The organism is Flavobacterium ranwuense (assembly GCF_004349315.1).
GTDB classification, from domain to species: domain Bacteria; phylum Bacteroidota; class Bacteroidia; order Flavobacteriales; family Flavobacteriaceae; genus Flavobacterium; species Flavobacterium ranwuense.
The window spans coordinates 52,484-67,816 of record NZ_SMLH01000007.1 but is presented as its reverse complement, the minus strand read 5'-3'; the positions used below and the strand labels follow the sequence as shown (position 1 = coordinate 67,816).

The 15,333-nt window shown below is 34.2% G+C and carries 12 protein-coding genes; 9 read left to right on the top strand and 3 right to left on the bottom strand.

From position 1 onward, the window contains the following. Positions 1-27: 27 nt before the first annotated feature. The 4 genes from gcvT to E0I61_RS12015 all read left to right on the top strand — a co-directional run bounded on the left by gcvT (position 28) and on the right by E0I61_RS12015 (position 4,981). Positions 28-1,110, top strand: coding sequence for a glycine cleavage system aminomethyltransferase GcvT (gcvT, locus tag E0I61_RS12030; protein WP_131995261.1), 1,083 nt, complete (start codon positions 28-30; stop codon positions 1,108-1,110). A gap of 6 nt (positions 1,111-1,116) precedes the next feature. Next, the gene (locus tag E0I61_RS12025) at positions 1,117-3,159 is read left to right on the top strand and encodes a S41 family peptidase (RefSeq protein ID WP_132071689.1); all 2,043 of its coding nucleotides are present in this window, start codon (positions 1,117-1,119) and stop codon (positions 3,157-3,159) included. 11 nt (positions 3,160-3,170) lie between these two features. Continuing rightward, a complete protein-coding gene (locus E0I61_RS12020; protein ID WP_131995267.1) occupies positions 3,171-4,205 on the top strand; it encodes an LIC11966 family surface protein in 1,035 nt (344 codons plus the stop codon). A 62-nt stretch (positions 4,206-4,267) separates the two neighbouring features. Further along, positions 4,268-4,981 (top strand): YebC/PmpR family DNA-binding transcriptional regulator, encoded by a 714-nt coding sequence (locus E0I61_RS12015; protein ID WP_131995270.1) that lies wholly within the window; start codon positions 4,268-4,270, stop codon positions 4,979-4,981. Positions 4,982-5,149: 168 nt separating this feature from the next. Here the strand turns inward: E0I61_RS12015 and E0I61_RS12010 are convergent, their stop codons facing one another. Both E0I61_RS12010 and E0I61_RS12005 read right to left on the bottom strand, forming a co-directional pair. Then, positions 5,150-6,190, bottom strand: a complete 1,041-nt coding sequence (locus E0I61_RS12010; RefSeq protein ID WP_131995273.1) for a PLP-dependent cysteine synthase family protein — start codon at positions 6,188-6,190, stop codon at positions 5,150-5,152. 71 nt (positions 6,191-6,261) lie between these two features. Continuing rightward, the gene (locus E0I61_RS12005; RefSeq protein WP_132071687.1) at positions 6,262-8,400 is read right to left on the bottom strand and encodes a S9 family peptidase; all 2,139 of its coding nucleotides are present in this window, start codon (positions 8,398-8,400) and stop codon (positions 6,262-6,264) included. A gap of 70 nt (positions 8,401-8,470) precedes the next feature. Between E0I61_RS12005 and E0I61_RS12000 the strand changes: the two genes are divergently transcribed. Beyond that, entirely contained in the window at positions 8,471-8,791 is a 321-nt protein-coding gene (locus tag E0I61_RS12000; protein WP_099715715.1) for a YbaB/EbfC family nucleoid-associated protein, read from the top strand. 73 nt (positions 8,792-8,864) lie between these two features. Here E0I61_RS12000 and E0I61_RS11995 read toward each other — a convergent pair whose 3' ends face one another. Next, on the bottom strand, positions 8,865-9,887 hold the full coding sequence (locus tag E0I61_RS11995; protein ID WP_131995279.1) for a threonine aldolase family protein: 1,023 nt from the start codon (positions 9,885-9,887) through the stop codon (positions 8,865-8,867). A gap of 187 nt (positions 9,888-10,074) precedes the next feature. Here E0I61_RS11995 and prfB point away from each other — a divergent pair. From prfB to E0I61_RS11975, 4 genes are all read left to right on the top strand, one after another. After that, positions 10,075-11,173 (top strand): peptide chain release factor 2 gene (gene prfB / locus E0I61_RS11990; protein ID WP_131995282.1). Its coding sequence is split into 2 segments (ribosomal slippage): positions 10,075-10,137 and positions 10,139-11,173, totalling 1,098 coding nucleotides; the frame shifts between segments, so codons are not numbered across the junction. 209 nt (positions 11,174-11,382) lie between these two features. Beyond that, positions 11,383-12,381 carry a UDP-3-O-(3-hydroxymyristoyl)glucosamine N-acyltransferase gene (gene lpxD / locus E0I61_RS11985; protein WP_131995285.1) on the top strand — a complete coding sequence of 333 codons (999 nt, stop codon included), beginning with the start codon at positions 11,383-11,385 and terminating at the stop codon, positions 12,379-12,381. 535 nt (positions 12,382-12,916) lie between these two features. Further along, positions 12,917-14,545 carry an acyl-CoA carboxylase subunit beta gene (locus tag E0I61_RS11980; RefSeq protein WP_132071685.1) on the top strand — a complete coding sequence of 543 codons (1,629 nt, stop codon included), beginning with the start codon at positions 12,917-12,919 and terminating at the stop codon, positions 14,543-14,545. Positions 14,546-14,686: 141 nt separating this feature from the next. After that, positions 14,687-15,316: a hypothetical protein gene (locus tag E0I61_RS11975; RefSeq protein ID WP_132071683.1), complete on the top strand. Its 630-nt coding sequence runs from the start codon at positions 14,687-14,689 to the stop codon at positions 15,314-15,316. Positions 15,317-15,333 lie beyond the last annotated feature (17 nt).

Here is a 15,333-nt window from a genome sequence, read left to right as displayed (position 1 = left end):
CGACTTCAAATTTTATATAAAAACACAATGAAAAATACTGCGCTTACGCACATACACGAGAGTTTGGGAGCAAAAATGCTTCCGTTTGCCGGATACAATATGCCAATTTTATATGAAGGAGTGAATGCGGAACATGAAACGGTGCGAAATGCCGTGGGTGTTTTTGACGTTTCTCACATGGGTGAATTCTTGCTTACGGGTCCAAATGCATTGGCTTTGATTCAAAAAGTGACTTCGAATGATGCTTCGACTTTGACCATCGGAAGAGCGCAATATTCTTGTTTACCGAACAATGAAGGTGGAATTGTAGACGATTTGATTGTTTATAAAATGAAAGACGAGCAGTATTTATTAGTGGTAAATGCTTCGAATATTGACAAGGATTGGGATTGGATTTCGGCTCATAATGATTTGGGTGTGGAGATGAAAAACTTATCCGATGATTATTCATTATTGGCAATTCAAGGACCAAAAGCGGTTGAAGCGATGCAATCCTTGACCTCAAAAGATCTATCTGCGATTCCGTATTACCATTTTGAAGTGGGTGATTTTGCCGGTATCGAAAACGTAATTATTTCGGCTACTGGATATACTGGTTCCGGAGGTTTTGAGATTTATTGTAAAAACTCAGAAGCAGAACAAATTTGGAATAAAGTATTTGAAGCGGGTGCGGCTTTTGGTATCAAGCCAATTGGTCTTGCGGCTCGTGATACGTTGCGATTGGAAATGGGTTTTTGTTTGTACGGAAATGATATCAATGACACGACTTCTCCATTAGAAGCTGGTTTGGGATGGATTACAAAATTTACTAAAGAATTCACGAATTCTGAAAACCTGAAAAAACAAAAAGAAGCTGGTGTTACTAAAAAGCTAGTCGCTTTTGAAATGCTGGAACGTGCGGTGCCAAGACACGATTACGAAATTGTGGATGCTTCAGGAAATGTAATCGGAATTGTAACTTCTGGAACAATGTCGCCATCGATGAATAAAGGAATTGGTATGGGTTACGTAACAACGGAACACAGTGCTTTGGACAGCAAAATTTTTATCAGAATCCGTAAAAATGATGTCCCTGCGAAAGTGGTTAAACCGCCTTTTTACAAGAAATAAAAATAAATGAAGAAACTTTCACTCGTATTGTTGCTGGCTACATTTTCACTTTTTGGTCAAAATGAGGCAAAAACTTGTGAAACACTTTCTAAAATAAATGCATTAATACAACGTGAACATTATCATCCAAAACCGGTAGACGACAGTTTATCGGTTTTTGTTTTTGACAATTTTATGGATGCTTTAGATTCTAACCGAAACTTATTTACCAAGATTGAATATCAAAAACTACGCAAACATAGACTCCAACTAGACAATTATATTTTACAGAACAATTGTTCCTTTATGAATGATTTTGTTGCTGTTTATAAATTGGCTTTAACCAGAAAGAAGAAAGTTTTAGAGAAAATACAAGAGGAGACTTTTGATTATACTACGCATGACTCCGTTAAATTCTCGAAGAAAAACTTCCCATTTGATTTGGTTTTAACTGATATCGAAAGAGTCTGGAAAAAGAGAATCCGGTATGATATTCTGGAAGATATTTCGAAGTTAAGTTCTAATTTAGATTCGCTCACTCAAAATTTTTCAAAGCTCGAAAAAACTGCCAAAGTAAAAATATTTGACACCAATTTATGCAAAGTAAATAGTATTCTTGAAGGCAATAACAGATTGGAAAATGACCTTCAAAATAATTTTTTGAATATTTTTTGCACCTATTTTGATCCTCATTCCAATTATTTTTCAATGGATGCCAAATCCAGTTTTATGTCGGGTTTATCAATGAGCAATCTTTCGTTAGGATTGAATATTGGATTTAATGAAAAAGAGGAAATTATTATCGAAGAAATTGTCCCAGGTGGTCCGGCCGCTAAAACGGATAAGTTTGAAAAAGACGATGTAATTCTAAAAGTATCCAATACCAAAGGAGATGAATATTCTGTTTCATGTGCCTCAATAGAAAAAATTGGAGAATTGATTTTTTCTGATTCGAATATAGAAATTGAGTTGACCATTCAGAAAAAAAATGGGACGATACAATCTGTCCTCCTCAGAAAGCAAGTAATGAAAACCACTGAGAATGCAGTTTTCAGTTATATTGCCGAAGCGGAAACAAAAATTGGTTACATCAATATTCCTAGTTTTTATTCTAATTTTGACGGATACTCCTTTCAAGGCTGTGCCGATGATGTTGCCAAAGAAATCGTGAAACTTCAAAAAGACAATGTTGAAGGTTTAGTGATCGATCTTCAAAACAATGGTGGAGGATCGATGGAAGAAGCTATTAAATTAGCCGGAATGTTTTTAGATATTGGTCCTGTATCCGTTTTGGTTAATAATAAAAATAAGCAAACCATTTTAAAAGACGGCAATCGTGGCAGTGCTTATAATGGTCCAATCGTACTGTTAATCAATGGGAATTCAGCATCAGCCAGTGAATTTTTTGCTGCCTCAATGCAGGATTATAACAGGGCGATCATTATTGGAAGTAAATCATTGGGCAAAGCTTCTATGCAGACCATTTTACCATTGGACGAAAATAATCAACAAGATTTTGTAAAACTAACCATTGAAAAATTCTACCGAATTACCGGTGACAGCCATCAAATAAAAGGAATCATTCCGGATATTGTACTTCCGGTTTTGTTTGACAGTATAATTCAGCGGGAGATTAGTTTTAAAACAGCTTTGAAATATGATGTGATTGCTACAAAAGCCAGATTTAATCCATTTTCAAAAACCTATTTTCCAAAAATAGTCGAATTAAGCAATTCAAGAGTAAAAACTGCCTCTTGTTTCAATGAAATCAGTTTGGCTAACGAGCAAATAAATGCACTTTATAACAATCCAAAAAAACCAACACGCTTGATTTTTAAAGATGTATTCAACGATATTCATGAAATTGATTCGCTTTGGAAAAAAGTAAAAAAGATTGTAGACAGCCAAAGTAAAAGTACGATTTCAAATAATTCCTATGATTTGGAAAAATTAAAATTTGATGTTTTCCAACAGGATATTAATCGCTATAAAATCAAAGGGGTGAAAAACAATCCCTATTTAGAAGAAGCAATTGCCATAATAAACGATTATAAGAATCTGAATAAATAACCAGCAAAAAAATGAAATTAACCTTTACTTCGATCCTGTTTTTAATTACGATTACCTTTTCTAATGCGCAAGAATTCAAAACTCCTGTTGACTATTTAAATTACATTGGCAAAGAAACCGATGCCATTTCTCGAACAACATGGAAATACACTTCGGCAGTTGCGCATAGTAAAAATGCCCGAAGAATTGATATAACCCGTAAAACATTAGTAAAAAGTATTCAGAATACCACTAAAAAAATTGAAGCTTTAAAGGATGGCTATAAAGGCGATGTTGAATATAAAGATCAACTGCTGGCGTATTTATCAATTTCTGAAAAACAAATCAATCAGGAATATGAAAAAATCATAAACATGCAGGAAGTGGCTGAGCAATCGTATGATTTTATGGAAGCTTTTATTTTGGCAAGAGATTTAGTCAATACTAAAATCAATGAAGAAGTAGATAAATTGAATGCCAACCAAAAAATATTTGCAACTAAATACGGTATCCAAATTGGAGAAGACAAAAGTGAACTGGGTAAAAAAATGAAAATCTCTAATGAAGTTTTTGAAAATCATACTCAATTATATCTGATTTTTTTCAAAGTAAATTTCACAGAATCACTTTTGATGAATGCCGTTGCTCAAAACAATTTGAATGCCATTCAACAAAACAGTAATGCATTAGAGCAATATTCGAACGAAGGTTTGGACAAGCTAAAAACATTTAAAGCCTACAACAAGGATTTAATGCTGGTAAATGCCACCAAAAAAGTATTGGAATTCAGTAAAAAAGAAGCATTGGAATTTAGTCCCAAAGTAGTTGCCTTTATGATGCTTAATCAAAAATTTCAAGAGAGTAAAAAAACAATGGATAACAAATCAGCCACTTCCAGATCAAAGGAAGAAGTCGATAATTTCAATAAACTGGTAAACGAGTTGAATAAAGAAGTTGGGAATTATAATGCTATCAACAACAAATTCAATTCAGAGCGAGCCAATACAATCAATTTTTGGAATGTAACAGGAGATGCTTTTATTTCAAAGCATGTACCAATTGATTGATAAAAATTTTTGAAAAAATAACTAATAGCTGTATTTTTGCAGTTCAAAATAATAAATTAGAAATGGGAAGAGCGTTTGAGTTTAGAAAAGGAAGAAAAATGAAACGTTGGTCGGCAATGGCCAAAGCATTTACCAGAATTGGTAAAGATATTGTAATGGCTGTAAAAGAAGGCGGACCTAATCCTGATGCCAACTCCAGATTAAGAGCCGTTATTCAGAACTCCAAGGCAGTAAATATGCCAAAAGAAAATGTAGAACGTGCCATTAAAAAAGCTACCGATAAAGATACTGCCAACTATAAAGAAGTTTTATTTGAAGGATATGCGCCTCATGGAATTGCAATTCTAGTTGAAACGGCTACTGATAATAACAACAGAACTGTTGCCAATGTTAGAAGTTATTTTAACAAATGCAATGGAACTATGGGAACACAAGGTTCGGTTGAATTTATGTTTGATCATACGTGTAATTTTAGAATTCCGGCAAACGGAATCGATCCTGAAGAATTAGAATTAGAATTAATCGATTTTGGTGCTGAAGAGGTTTTTGAAGATGAAGACGGTATTTTAATATATGCTCCTTTTGGAAGTTTTGGAACCATTCAAAAAGAATTAGAAAACAGAGGTTTAGAAATTCTTTCTTCCGGATTTGAAAGAATCCCTCAAATCACTAAGAAACTTACAGAAGCTCAGGTAGCGGATGTAGAGAAACTAATTGAAAAAATAGAGGAAGATGATGACGTGATGAACGTATATCATACTATGGAAGAAGAATAGATTTTAGATTTCATTTCAAACTAACTCCAGATAATTCTGGAGTTTTTTGTTTCTAATTTTATCTTGTATGACTCTGTTAAAAAGAAAAACTCCATTCAAATAAGTATGAATGGAGTTTTTTATGTCTAAAAATCAAAGAATTCTGATTATCTGACTGTCTAAGAAAGTCTATTTAATAAATTCGATTTTTTGAGCCTCTTCTTCATTGATACTGTCAAAGAAACCTTGTTCGTTCATCCAGTTATCACTAAATACCTTACTCATATAACGAGAACCGTGGTCTGGAAAAATAGCAATTATATTACTGTTCTCATCAAATTCTCCCTCTTCGGCGTATTGTTTTATGGCTTGCATTACTGCTCCCGATGTATATCCTACAAATAGACCTTCTTTTCTAGTTATTTCTCTTGCAGAATGGGCACTTTCTTCATCGGTAACTTTCATGAACTTATCAATAAGATCAAAATCAGTTGCTGATGGAATTAAGTTTTTACCTAAACCTTCAATTCTGTAAGGATAAATCTCATCGTTATCGAATTCTCTGGTTTCATGGTATTTTTTTAGCACTGAACCAAAAGCATCTACTCCAAGAATTCTAATATTAGGATTTTGTTCTTTCAAGAATTTTGCAGTTCCGGAAATTGTTCCTCCAGTTCCACTACAAGCAATAAGATGTGTTATGTTACCATTAGTTTGTTTCCAAATTTCCGGTCCTGTGGATTTATAATGTGCATCAATATTCAATTGGTTAAAATATTGATTGATATAAACAGAACCTTTTGTTTCTTCGTGCAAACGTTTGGCAACATTATAATACGAACGTTCATCATCAGCGGATACATGTGCAGGACAAACATAAACTTTTGCTCCCAAACTACGTAACATGTCTATTTTATCTTTAGATGATTTAGAACTAACCGCAAGAATACAATTATATCCTTTTATGATACTTACCATCGCTAAACTAAAACCAGTATTCCCAGATGTAGTTTCTATAATGGTATCACCTGGAGATAAAATTCCTCTCTTTTCGGCTTCTTCTATAATATATAATGCTATTCTGTCTTTTGAGGAATGTCCCGGATTAAAAGCTTCTACTTTTGCGTAGAAATTACCTTCTAACTCTTCTGTGATTTTATTTAGCTTAATAAGTGGAGTATTACCTATTAATTCTAAGACATTATTGTAAGCGTTTATTTCTTTTTTCATAAAAAAATAGTTAGTCGTGGGCAATTTTTAATTTAACCACGAACGTTGCAAATTTAACAAAAAAATTCTAATTACTTTTTAATTTCTTCTAAATCTAATAAAAAACTAAATTCCTTTGCTAATTCCTTAATGGCTTCAAACCTTCCAGAAGCTCCACCATGACCAGCGTCCATGTTTGTATCTAGATATAAAACAGTATCATTATTTGTTTTCAAAGTTCTTAATTTTGCGACCCACTTAGCTGGTTCCCAATACTGAACTTGTGAATCATGAAGACCTGTAGAAACATACATATTAGGATAATTTTGCTTTTTTACGTTATCGTAAGGGGAATAAGACAGCATGTAATCGTAATATTTCTTTTTGTTAGGATTTCCCCACTCATCATATTCACCTGTAGTAAGTGGGATACTATCATCAAGCATGGTGGTCATTACATCCACAAAAGGAACTTGCGCAATAATTCCATGATATAATTCAGGCGCAATATTCACGACAACTCCCATCAATAACCCTCCCGCTGAACCACCTTCGGCATATAAATGTTCAGGTGAAGTGTATTTTTGATCTATTAAAAATTTAGAACAATCAATAAAATCAGTAAACGTATTTTTCTTTTTTAATAATTTTCCATCGTCATACCATTGCCTTCCTAAATCTTCGCCACCGCGAATGTGTGCTATCGCATATATAAAGCCTCTGTCTAATAATGTCAGTCTCGTAGAAGAAAAAGTAGCGTCCATGGAGTGTCCATAAGACCCATAAGCATACTGCAATAAGGGATTATTTCCGTCTTTTTTTAATTCTTTTCTATACACCATAGAAATTGGTACTTTGGTACCATCTTTGGCAGTTGCCCAAACTCGTTCTTCGGTATAATTATTTTTATCGAATTTGCCTCCAAGAACCTGCTGCTCTTTTTTAATTTCTTTCTCTTTGGTCCTCATATTGAAATCAATAACCGAAGAGGGAGTTGTCATGGATTGATATCCGTAACGCAAGATTTCTGTTTCAAAATCTACATTAGTTGTCGTATATGCTGTATAGGTTTCACTTTCAAAAGGCAAATAATATTCCCCTTCTCCACTCCAAGGCATAATCCTGATTTTATTCAATCCATTAGAACGTTCTTCGACTACTAAATAGTTGGCAAAAATTTCGATATCTTCCAATAAAACCTGTTCTCTATGCCCAATTACTTCTGTCCAATTCTCTTTTGAAGTGGCCGTTTCAAGGGTTTTCATCAACTTGAAATTTTCAGCCTTGTCCGCATTAGTCATTATATAAAAACTATCCTTGTAATGATTAATGCTATATTCTACACCACGAATTCGTTTTTGAAAAATTTCAAATTCTCCATCAGGATTGTCTGCATTTAGAATTCTGTATTCTGTTGTCAGTGTGCTTCCAGATTCAATTGCCAAATATTTTCTAGACTTAGATTTAGCAATTTCAACATTATAGGTATCGTCTTTTTCAAAATAAACTAAAACATCTTCTGCAGATTTTGTACCTAATTTATGTTTGAAAATCTTATCTGATCGTAAAGTAACTTCGTCTTGACTGGAATAAAAAATGGTTTTATTATCATTTGCCCAAACCGCAGTTCCGGTAACTTTTTCTATTTTATCTTCTAAAATTTCATTGGTTTCTAAACTTTTTACCTGAATGGTGTAAATTCTTCTTCCAACAATATCAAAGCTATAAACTGCCAATTTGTTATCCTGACTCACACTCAAACCTCCTAATTGAAAGTACGAATGGCCTTTGGCCATTTCATTACAATCAAACATAATCTCTTCTTTTGCCGAAAGACTTTCTTTCTTTCGAGAATAAATAGGATAATCTTTCCCTTTTTCAAAACGAGTGATATAGTAATAGCCATTGTATAAATAAGGAACTGATTGATCATCTTCCTTAATTCTTCCTTTCATTTCCTCAAACAATTCTTTTTGAAAATCTTTGGTATGATCCGTCATTTTATGATAATACTCATTCTCTTTATCCAGGTAATCAATAACTTCAGGATTTTCTCTGTCATTTAACCAGAAGTAATTATCAATTCTTGTGTCATTATGTTTTTCTAATGTTTTAGGAATTATTTTAGCTACTGGAATTGGACTATTTTTTAACATTTGTTGTGCTTTTGTATTAGTAAATGAAGTTGCAAAAATAACACAAAGAGAACTTATGATGAGTTTGTTTTTCATGAATATTTTATTGAATATAACTATGCAATATAGTAATTTTGCAATTCAATTAATTTAAAAAAATTAAAACATGGATTTAATGGGAATGATGGGTAAACTTAAAGAAACCCAACAAAAGATAGAAGACACTAAAAAACGTTTAGACACCGTTCTTATAGACGAACAAAGTACCGATGGTTTATTGAAAGTGACACTAACTGCCAATAGATCTATTAAATCAATTACTATTGATGACTCCTTATTGGAAGACAAAGAGCAATTAGAAGATTATATGATTTTGGTATTAAACAAAGCTATCGAAAAAGCTACTAAAGTAAATGAAGCTGAACTTGATGCTGTTGCAAAAATGGATATGCCAATGATTCCGGGAATGGATAATTTGTTCAAGTAATTATGAATTATAAGTTATGAATTATGAGCTCTGACAACTTGAAAAACTCATAATTCATAACTCATAACTTTTTTTAAACCAATTTTTGCAGGGTTTCCAGAACATACGTATGCATCACTTCACGATAATCAAGATGTGTTACAATCCTCAATTTTCCATGTCCCATAGAACTGATTGAAATATTTTTCTGTTTTAATAATTCAATTAAATTCTTTTCAATGCAATTTGGAACCAATGAAAAAATCAAAATATTAGTCTCAACAGGTTCTACTGATGCTACCCAACTTAGCTTTTTTAATACTTCGGCAATTTCTTTAGCTCTTCGATGGTCTTCAGAAAGGCGTTCTATGTTGTTATCTAAAGCATAAATTCCGGCTGCTGCCAAATATCCTACTTGACGCATCCCTCCACCTAATATTTTTCGGATTCGCAACGCTCTGTGAATAGTAGCTTTATCAGCCAATAAAACCGATCCAATTGGCGCTCCCAAACCTTTAGACAAACAAACAGAAATAGTATCGAATAATTTCCCAAATGCTTTTGGATCTTGATTTTTGGCTACCAACGCATTCCAAATTCGGGCGCCATCCATGTGAAATTTTAAATTATTGGCATCGCAAACCTGCTTTATTTTTTGTAAATCTTCCAGTTCATAACAAGCTCCTCCGCCTTTATTGGTTGTGTTTTCCACACAAACTAAACTCGTCAAAGGACTGTGATAAAATTCAGGATCATTAATCGCTCCCGCCACTTGTTCAGCAGTTATCATTCCGCGATTTCCGTCTAATAAACAGCACGAAACTCCACTGTTAAAAGAAACACCACCACCTTCATAATGATAAACGTGTGCGTATTTGTCAGCTATTAATTGTTCTCCAGGTTGTGTATGTAATTTTATAGCCGTTTGATTCGCCATTGTTCCTGAAGGGAAGAAAAGCCCTGCCTCCATACCAAACATAGCTGCAACTTTAGCTTCTAATTCAATAACAGTCGGGTCTTGTTTATATACATCATCACCCACAACTGCTTTGAACATGTATTGCAACATTTCGTTAGAAGGCTTTGTGATTGTATCGCTAATTAAATTTATTTCCATATTTTTTTTTATCAGTACGGACAATTCGTGAATTGTACCTTCGTAAAATTTTTCTATTTTTGTGCCACAAATTTACATAATACCATTTGTTAATTCAAACTAGTTCAGTTAAAACTAAACTAAATATATTACACAACGGAATTTTTTATAAATATTTGAAAATAGACTTATTTAATTAATAGAATTTATGACAACTACCGAACAAATTAAAGGTATTGTAGAGCGCCTTGGTGCGTTGAGGAGGTATCTTTGACGTTGATGCCAAACTAATTGAGATTTCAAATGAAGAGGAGAAGACTTTTGCACCCGACTTTTGGAACAATGCAAAAGATGCTGAAATCATTGTAAAAAATCTTAGAAACAAAAAAAAATGGATTGAAGATTACAATAAAGCTGTCGAAATGACGGACGAATTGCAACTCGCCTATGATTTTTACAAAGAAGGAGAACTTACATCTGAAGAATTAGACGAACAATATTTGACTACTGCCAATCATATAGAAGCGATTGAATTCAAAAACATGCTTTCGGACGAAGGCGATACTTTGAGTGCTGTTGTACAAATAACGGCTGGCGCAGGTGGAACCGAAAGTTGTGATTGGGCCGAAATGCTGATGCGCATGTACATGATGTGGGGCGAAAAATACGGCTATAAAATCAAAGAACTGAATTTCCAGAAAGGAGAAGCTGCAGGTATAAAAACAGTAACGCTCGAATTTGAAGGCGATTATTCATTTGGTTATTTAAAAGGTGAAAACGGCGTACATCGATTGGTTCGAATATCTCCTTTTGACAGTAATGCCAAGCGCCACACTTCGTTTGCATCCGTTTATGTGTATCCGCTTGTTGATGATAGTATTGAAATTGATATTAATCCTGCTGATATTGAAATTACAACTTCGCGATCCAGTGGTGCCGGAGGACAAAATGTAAATAAAGTAGAAACCAAAGTACAATTGTTTCACAAACCAACCGGAATTCAAATACAATGTTCCGAAACGCGTTCGCAACAAGATAACAGACAACGTGCGATGCAAATGTTACGATCTCAATTATACGAAATTGAGTTAAAAAAGAAACAAGCACAACGCGCTGATATCGAAGCCGGAAAAATGAAAATAGAATGGGGATCACAAATACGCAATTACGTGATGCAACCTTATAAATTGGTCAAAGATGTTAGAACCGGTCATGAAACCAGTAATGTTGATGGCGTTATGAATGGTGAAATTGACGAATTCCTAAAAGCATATCTAATGATGATGGGACAAAAAGAAGAGGAATAGTTATCAGTTTGCAGTGGTCTGTACATACTCTAACAAGGTGAAATAAATAACAAAATCCCCTCAACATTCGTTTATCGAAAGGTTTGAGGGGATTTTTTTTGCATCTATTAAAGAGTCCTTTTTTTACAATGCAAAAAAAACATTTGCAATTTCAACGTTAAATGATTTTATTTGGAAACGATAACAAAACCAAATTCAATCCATACTTAATGAAATCCTACACAATTCAAGAAATAAATGAGATTCTAAAAGGAGTAATAGTCGGGAATACTTCCCAAAATATTACTGCACCTGAACAACTTGAAGTCGCTAATGAATCTGAAATTTCATTTATTGGGAACAAAAAATATGAGAAATTTTGGTCTGCATCCAAAGCTTGTGTAGCAGTCGTTAACGAAGACATATCAATAGAACCAGGAGAAGACAGGGCTTTTATAAAAGTAAAAAATGCTGATTTGGCAATGTCTCAAGTATTGGAACTTTTTGCACCTCCAACTCCATTATTTACTATTGACATTCACCCAACCGCAGTAATTGACCCAAGTGCAACTATTTGTAATGGCGCCAGAATTGGTGCAGGTTGTTATATAGGACCTAAAGTTATTATTGGAGATAACACGACCATTTATCCAAATGTGACTATTCTTGATGAATGTACTATAGGAAAAAACACCGTGATTTGGTCAGGAACTGTCATTAGAGAGCGCTGTCATATTGGGAATGATTGTATTTTGCATCCTAACGCAACAATTGGTGCCGATGGTTTTGGTTTTCGTCCTGACCCACAAAGAGGTTTAGTCAAAATTCCTCAAATTGGAAATGTGATTATTGGTAACAGTGTTGAAATTGGTGCCAATACTTGTGTTGACCGAGGAAAATTCAGTTCGACCGTTTTAGGAGATGGTTGTAAAATTGATAATTTAGTTCAAATAGGTCATAATAGTAAATTGGGTAAATTTTGTATTATGGCTGGAAACAGTGGACTGGCAGGATCCGTAACTTTAGGAAACGGCGTGATTATTGGTGGAAGTGCTTCTATAAAAGACCACACCACTATTGGCGATGGTGCCATTGTAGGTGCTGGTTCCGGTGTCACAGGAGATATTCCGGCAGGAAAAACTATGTTAGGATATCCTGCAGTAGAAGCTCGTGACGCATTAAAACAATGGGCAATTTTGAAAAGACTGGTAAATGAGTCTAAAAAATAAATATGACTATCCGTTATTAATACAAAAAAAAAAATCAATCTCTCCGCCGTGGCGGATTCGAACTTGCAAAAATACTTTGTAAACCCCTGTAAATATTAAATCCGCCGCGGCGGAGAAAAACATTATAATTTTTAAACAGTGAGGTTTATAGGTTAAGAGATGCTGGCTTTGTTCTGTTTTAAACCGACGCGGCGGAAGGTTTAGCTTTTTTTTAAAACAAAGAAATAAAGATAGCAAGTGGGGTTCAAGATATTCAGTTTTTTTTTTAAGATTTTTTTGATAACATTGACTCTTAATCTCTTAATCTCATTGTTGATGATAGTAAAAAAAATAATGATGGTTCGTTTAGCGGACAGTCCTACAAATAAATATTCTCTTTTTTTATTAAATTCATAAAAAAATAGAGATAAACTTCTATTTTTTTGTTTTAATAGTAAACATATATTCGATTTTCTTCACAAACCAATTAAAATAATAAAATTTATTTAGTTGGATTTTGTATTTTAGCGCAAACTTTTTTTAACACTATTTCATCATGGATTTGAACTTCAACAAAAACGAAGACCACAATAAACTTTTACTTTCAGCATTACGACAAAAATTAAGCATAGTCAAACTTGGAGGTGGTGAAAAACGCATCCAAAAATTACATGGCGAAGGCAAAATGACGGCACGCGAACGTATCGATTATTTATTGGATCCAAAAGCAAAATGTATTGAAATTGGAGCATTTGTTGGTGAAGGAATGTATGTAGAACATGGTGGCTGCCCATCTGGCGGAGTTGTGGTAAAAATAGGGTATATCAAAGGAAAACAATGTATTGTTGTGGCCAATGATGCTACCGTAAAAGCGGGAGCTTGGTTTCCTATAACCGCAAAGAAAAATCTACGTGCGCAAGAAATTGCAATGGAAAATCGTCTGCCAATCATATATTTAGTGGATAGTGCAGGCGTTTATTTGCCTTTGCAAGATGAGATTTTCCCTGATAAAGAACATTTTGGTCGTATTTTTAGAAATAATGCACAAATGAGCAGCATGGGAATCACCCAAATTGCTGCTGTAATGGGAAGTTGCGTTGCCGGTGGTGCCTATTTGCCTATCATGAGCGATGAAGCTATGATTGTGGATAAAACGGGAAGTATTTTCTTAGCCGGAAGTTATTTGGTCAAAGCTGCCATTGGCGAAAGCATTGATAACGAAACGTTAGGTGGAGCAACTACACATTGTGAAATTTCGGGAGTTACAGATTACAAGGCCAAAGATGACAAAGACGCATTAGACAAAATAAAAAATATAGTTGACAAAATAGGTGATTTTGACAAAGCCGGCTACAGCCGAATTAAAGCAGAAAAACCAGCATTGGATGAAAAAGAAATCTACGGTGTTTTACCAAAAGCCAGAAATGAACAGTATGATATGATGGAAATCATCAATCGTCTGGTAGATAATTCCGAGTTTGAAGCCTATAAAGACGGTTACGGTCAAACCATTATTACCGGCTATGCCAGAATTGACGGTTGGGCAGTGGGAATTGTTGCCAACCAACGAAAAGTGGTGAAAACCAAAAATGGCGAAATGCAATTTGGCGGTGTAATCTACTCCGATAGTGCGGACAAAGCCACCCGTTTCATCGCTAATTGCAACCAAAAGAAAATTCCTTTAGTTTTCGTACAAGATGTTACCGGTTTTATGGTGGGATCCAAATCTGAACATGGCGGAATTATAAAAGACGGTGCTAAGATGGTAAATGCTGTATCTAATTCAGTTGTACCTAAATTCACAGTTATCGTAGGGAATTCCTATGGAGCCGGAAATTATGCCATGTGTGGAAAAGCGTATGACCCAAGATTAATTTTTGCTTGGCCAAGTGCAGAATTAGCCGTTATGGGTGGAACACAAGCAGCGAAAGTATTGGCGCAAATCGAAGCTTCTTCGCTTAAAGCAAAAGGCGAACTGGTAGATGAAGCTAAAGAAAAAGAATTATTCGATAAAATAAAAGCAAGATATGACGAACAAGTTTCGCCTTATTATGCGGCTTCACGATTATGGACAGATGCAATCATCGATCCTTTAGACACCAGAACCTGGATTTCTATGGGTATTGAAGCGGCAAACCACTCGCCTATTGAGAAGAAATTTAACCTGGGTGTAATTCAAGTTTAACTACTCATTTACAAACACTTAACTCTTTATTTTGTATATTTATAATGCTTTTAGAAACTATTAATATAGTTCCTAAAAGCATTTACAGTGCCATAAAAAGTCTTAACCTAATTCGTTTTAATTATTTAAAATTAAAAGAAAATGAAAAAGATTTTGGTTTTACTAACAACAGTATTATTGTTAGTGGGGCAGTTTATATATGCACAAAATAAAACCGAAAATGCTATTTTGTCAATGGATAAGAAACCTTTTTATCTAGAATCAGGTTTAAACTTATCATTGCCCGTACATATAGAAATGTATCGAAGTCACAGACTTGCTGTAGGCGTAAATGTAAGAGCTGGAAAAATAATTTCCAGAAAATTAGAACTCGGAATTCGATTCGATTATGATTACAGATTCATTAAAAAAAATAGTCGAATACTTACTCCCGAAAGCACATTGGAAGAAAGAGCTTTACACAGTAACTTTAGCTTGTTCAGCATCAAACCAAATGTTCAATTTAATTTAAATAATTGGTATTGGGGAGTCGAAACCGGCGTAGGGTACGCACTTTCAGACGAAGACGGTAAAATTGGATTGGGTTTTGTATCTGAATATGCCCGTGACCAACAATTTGGATTATGTTCGGGTCTGTATTTTGGGAAGTCATTTATCATTGGTGCTAAAAAAACCAAAGTAAACTTATCTATGGATTTGACTCAGTTTTTGGCTCATGGACATGCTGAAAACAGCCTTGGTTTAAGAATAAATTATCGATTCCTAAATTAAATAAGGCTTACTTTATT

Excerpts from the sequence above, each read along its gene's own strand:
- gcvT (WP_131995261.1), top strand. The coding sequence starts at position 28 with ATGAAAAATACTGCGCTTACGCACATACACGAGAGTTTGGGAGCAAAA.
- E0I61_RS12025 (WP_132071689.1), top strand. The coding sequence starts at position 1,117 with ATGAAGAAACTTTCACTCGTATTGTTGCTGGCTACATTTTCACTTTTT.
- E0I61_RS12020 (WP_131995267.1), top strand. The coding sequence starts at position 3,171 with ATGAAATTAACCTTTACTTCGATCCTGTTTTTAATTACGATTACCTTT.
- E0I61_RS12015 (WP_131995270.1), top strand. The coding sequence starts at position 4,268 with ATGGGAAGAGCGTTTGAGTTTAGAAAAGGAAGAAAAATGAAACGTTGG.
- E0I61_RS12010 (WP_131995273.1), bottom strand. The coding sequence starts at position 6,190 with ATGAAAAAAGAAATAAACGCTTACAATAATGTCTTAGAATTAATAGGT.
- E0I61_RS12005 (WP_132071687.1), bottom strand. The coding sequence starts at position 8,400 with ATGAAAAACAAACTCATCATAAGTTCTCTTTGTGTTATTTTTGCAACT.
- E0I61_RS12000 (WP_099715715.1), top strand. The coding sequence starts at position 8,471 with ATGGATTTAATGGGAATGATGGGTAAACTTAAAGAAACCCAACAAAAG.
- E0I61_RS11995 (WP_131995279.1), bottom strand. The coding sequence starts at position 9,887 with ATGGAAATAAATTTAATTAGCGATACAATCACAAAGCCTTCTAACGAA.
- lpxD (WP_131995285.1), top strand. The coding sequence starts at position 11,383 with ATGAAATCCTACACAATTCAAGAAATAAATGAGATTCTAAAAGGAGTA.
- E0I61_RS11980 (WP_132071685.1), top strand. The coding sequence starts at position 12,917 with ATGGATTTGAACTTCAACAAAAACGAAGACCACAATAAACTTTTACTT.
- E0I61_RS11975 (WP_132071683.1), top strand. The coding sequence starts at position 14,687 with ATGAAAAAGATTTTGGTTTTACTAACAACAGTATTATTGTTAGTGGGG.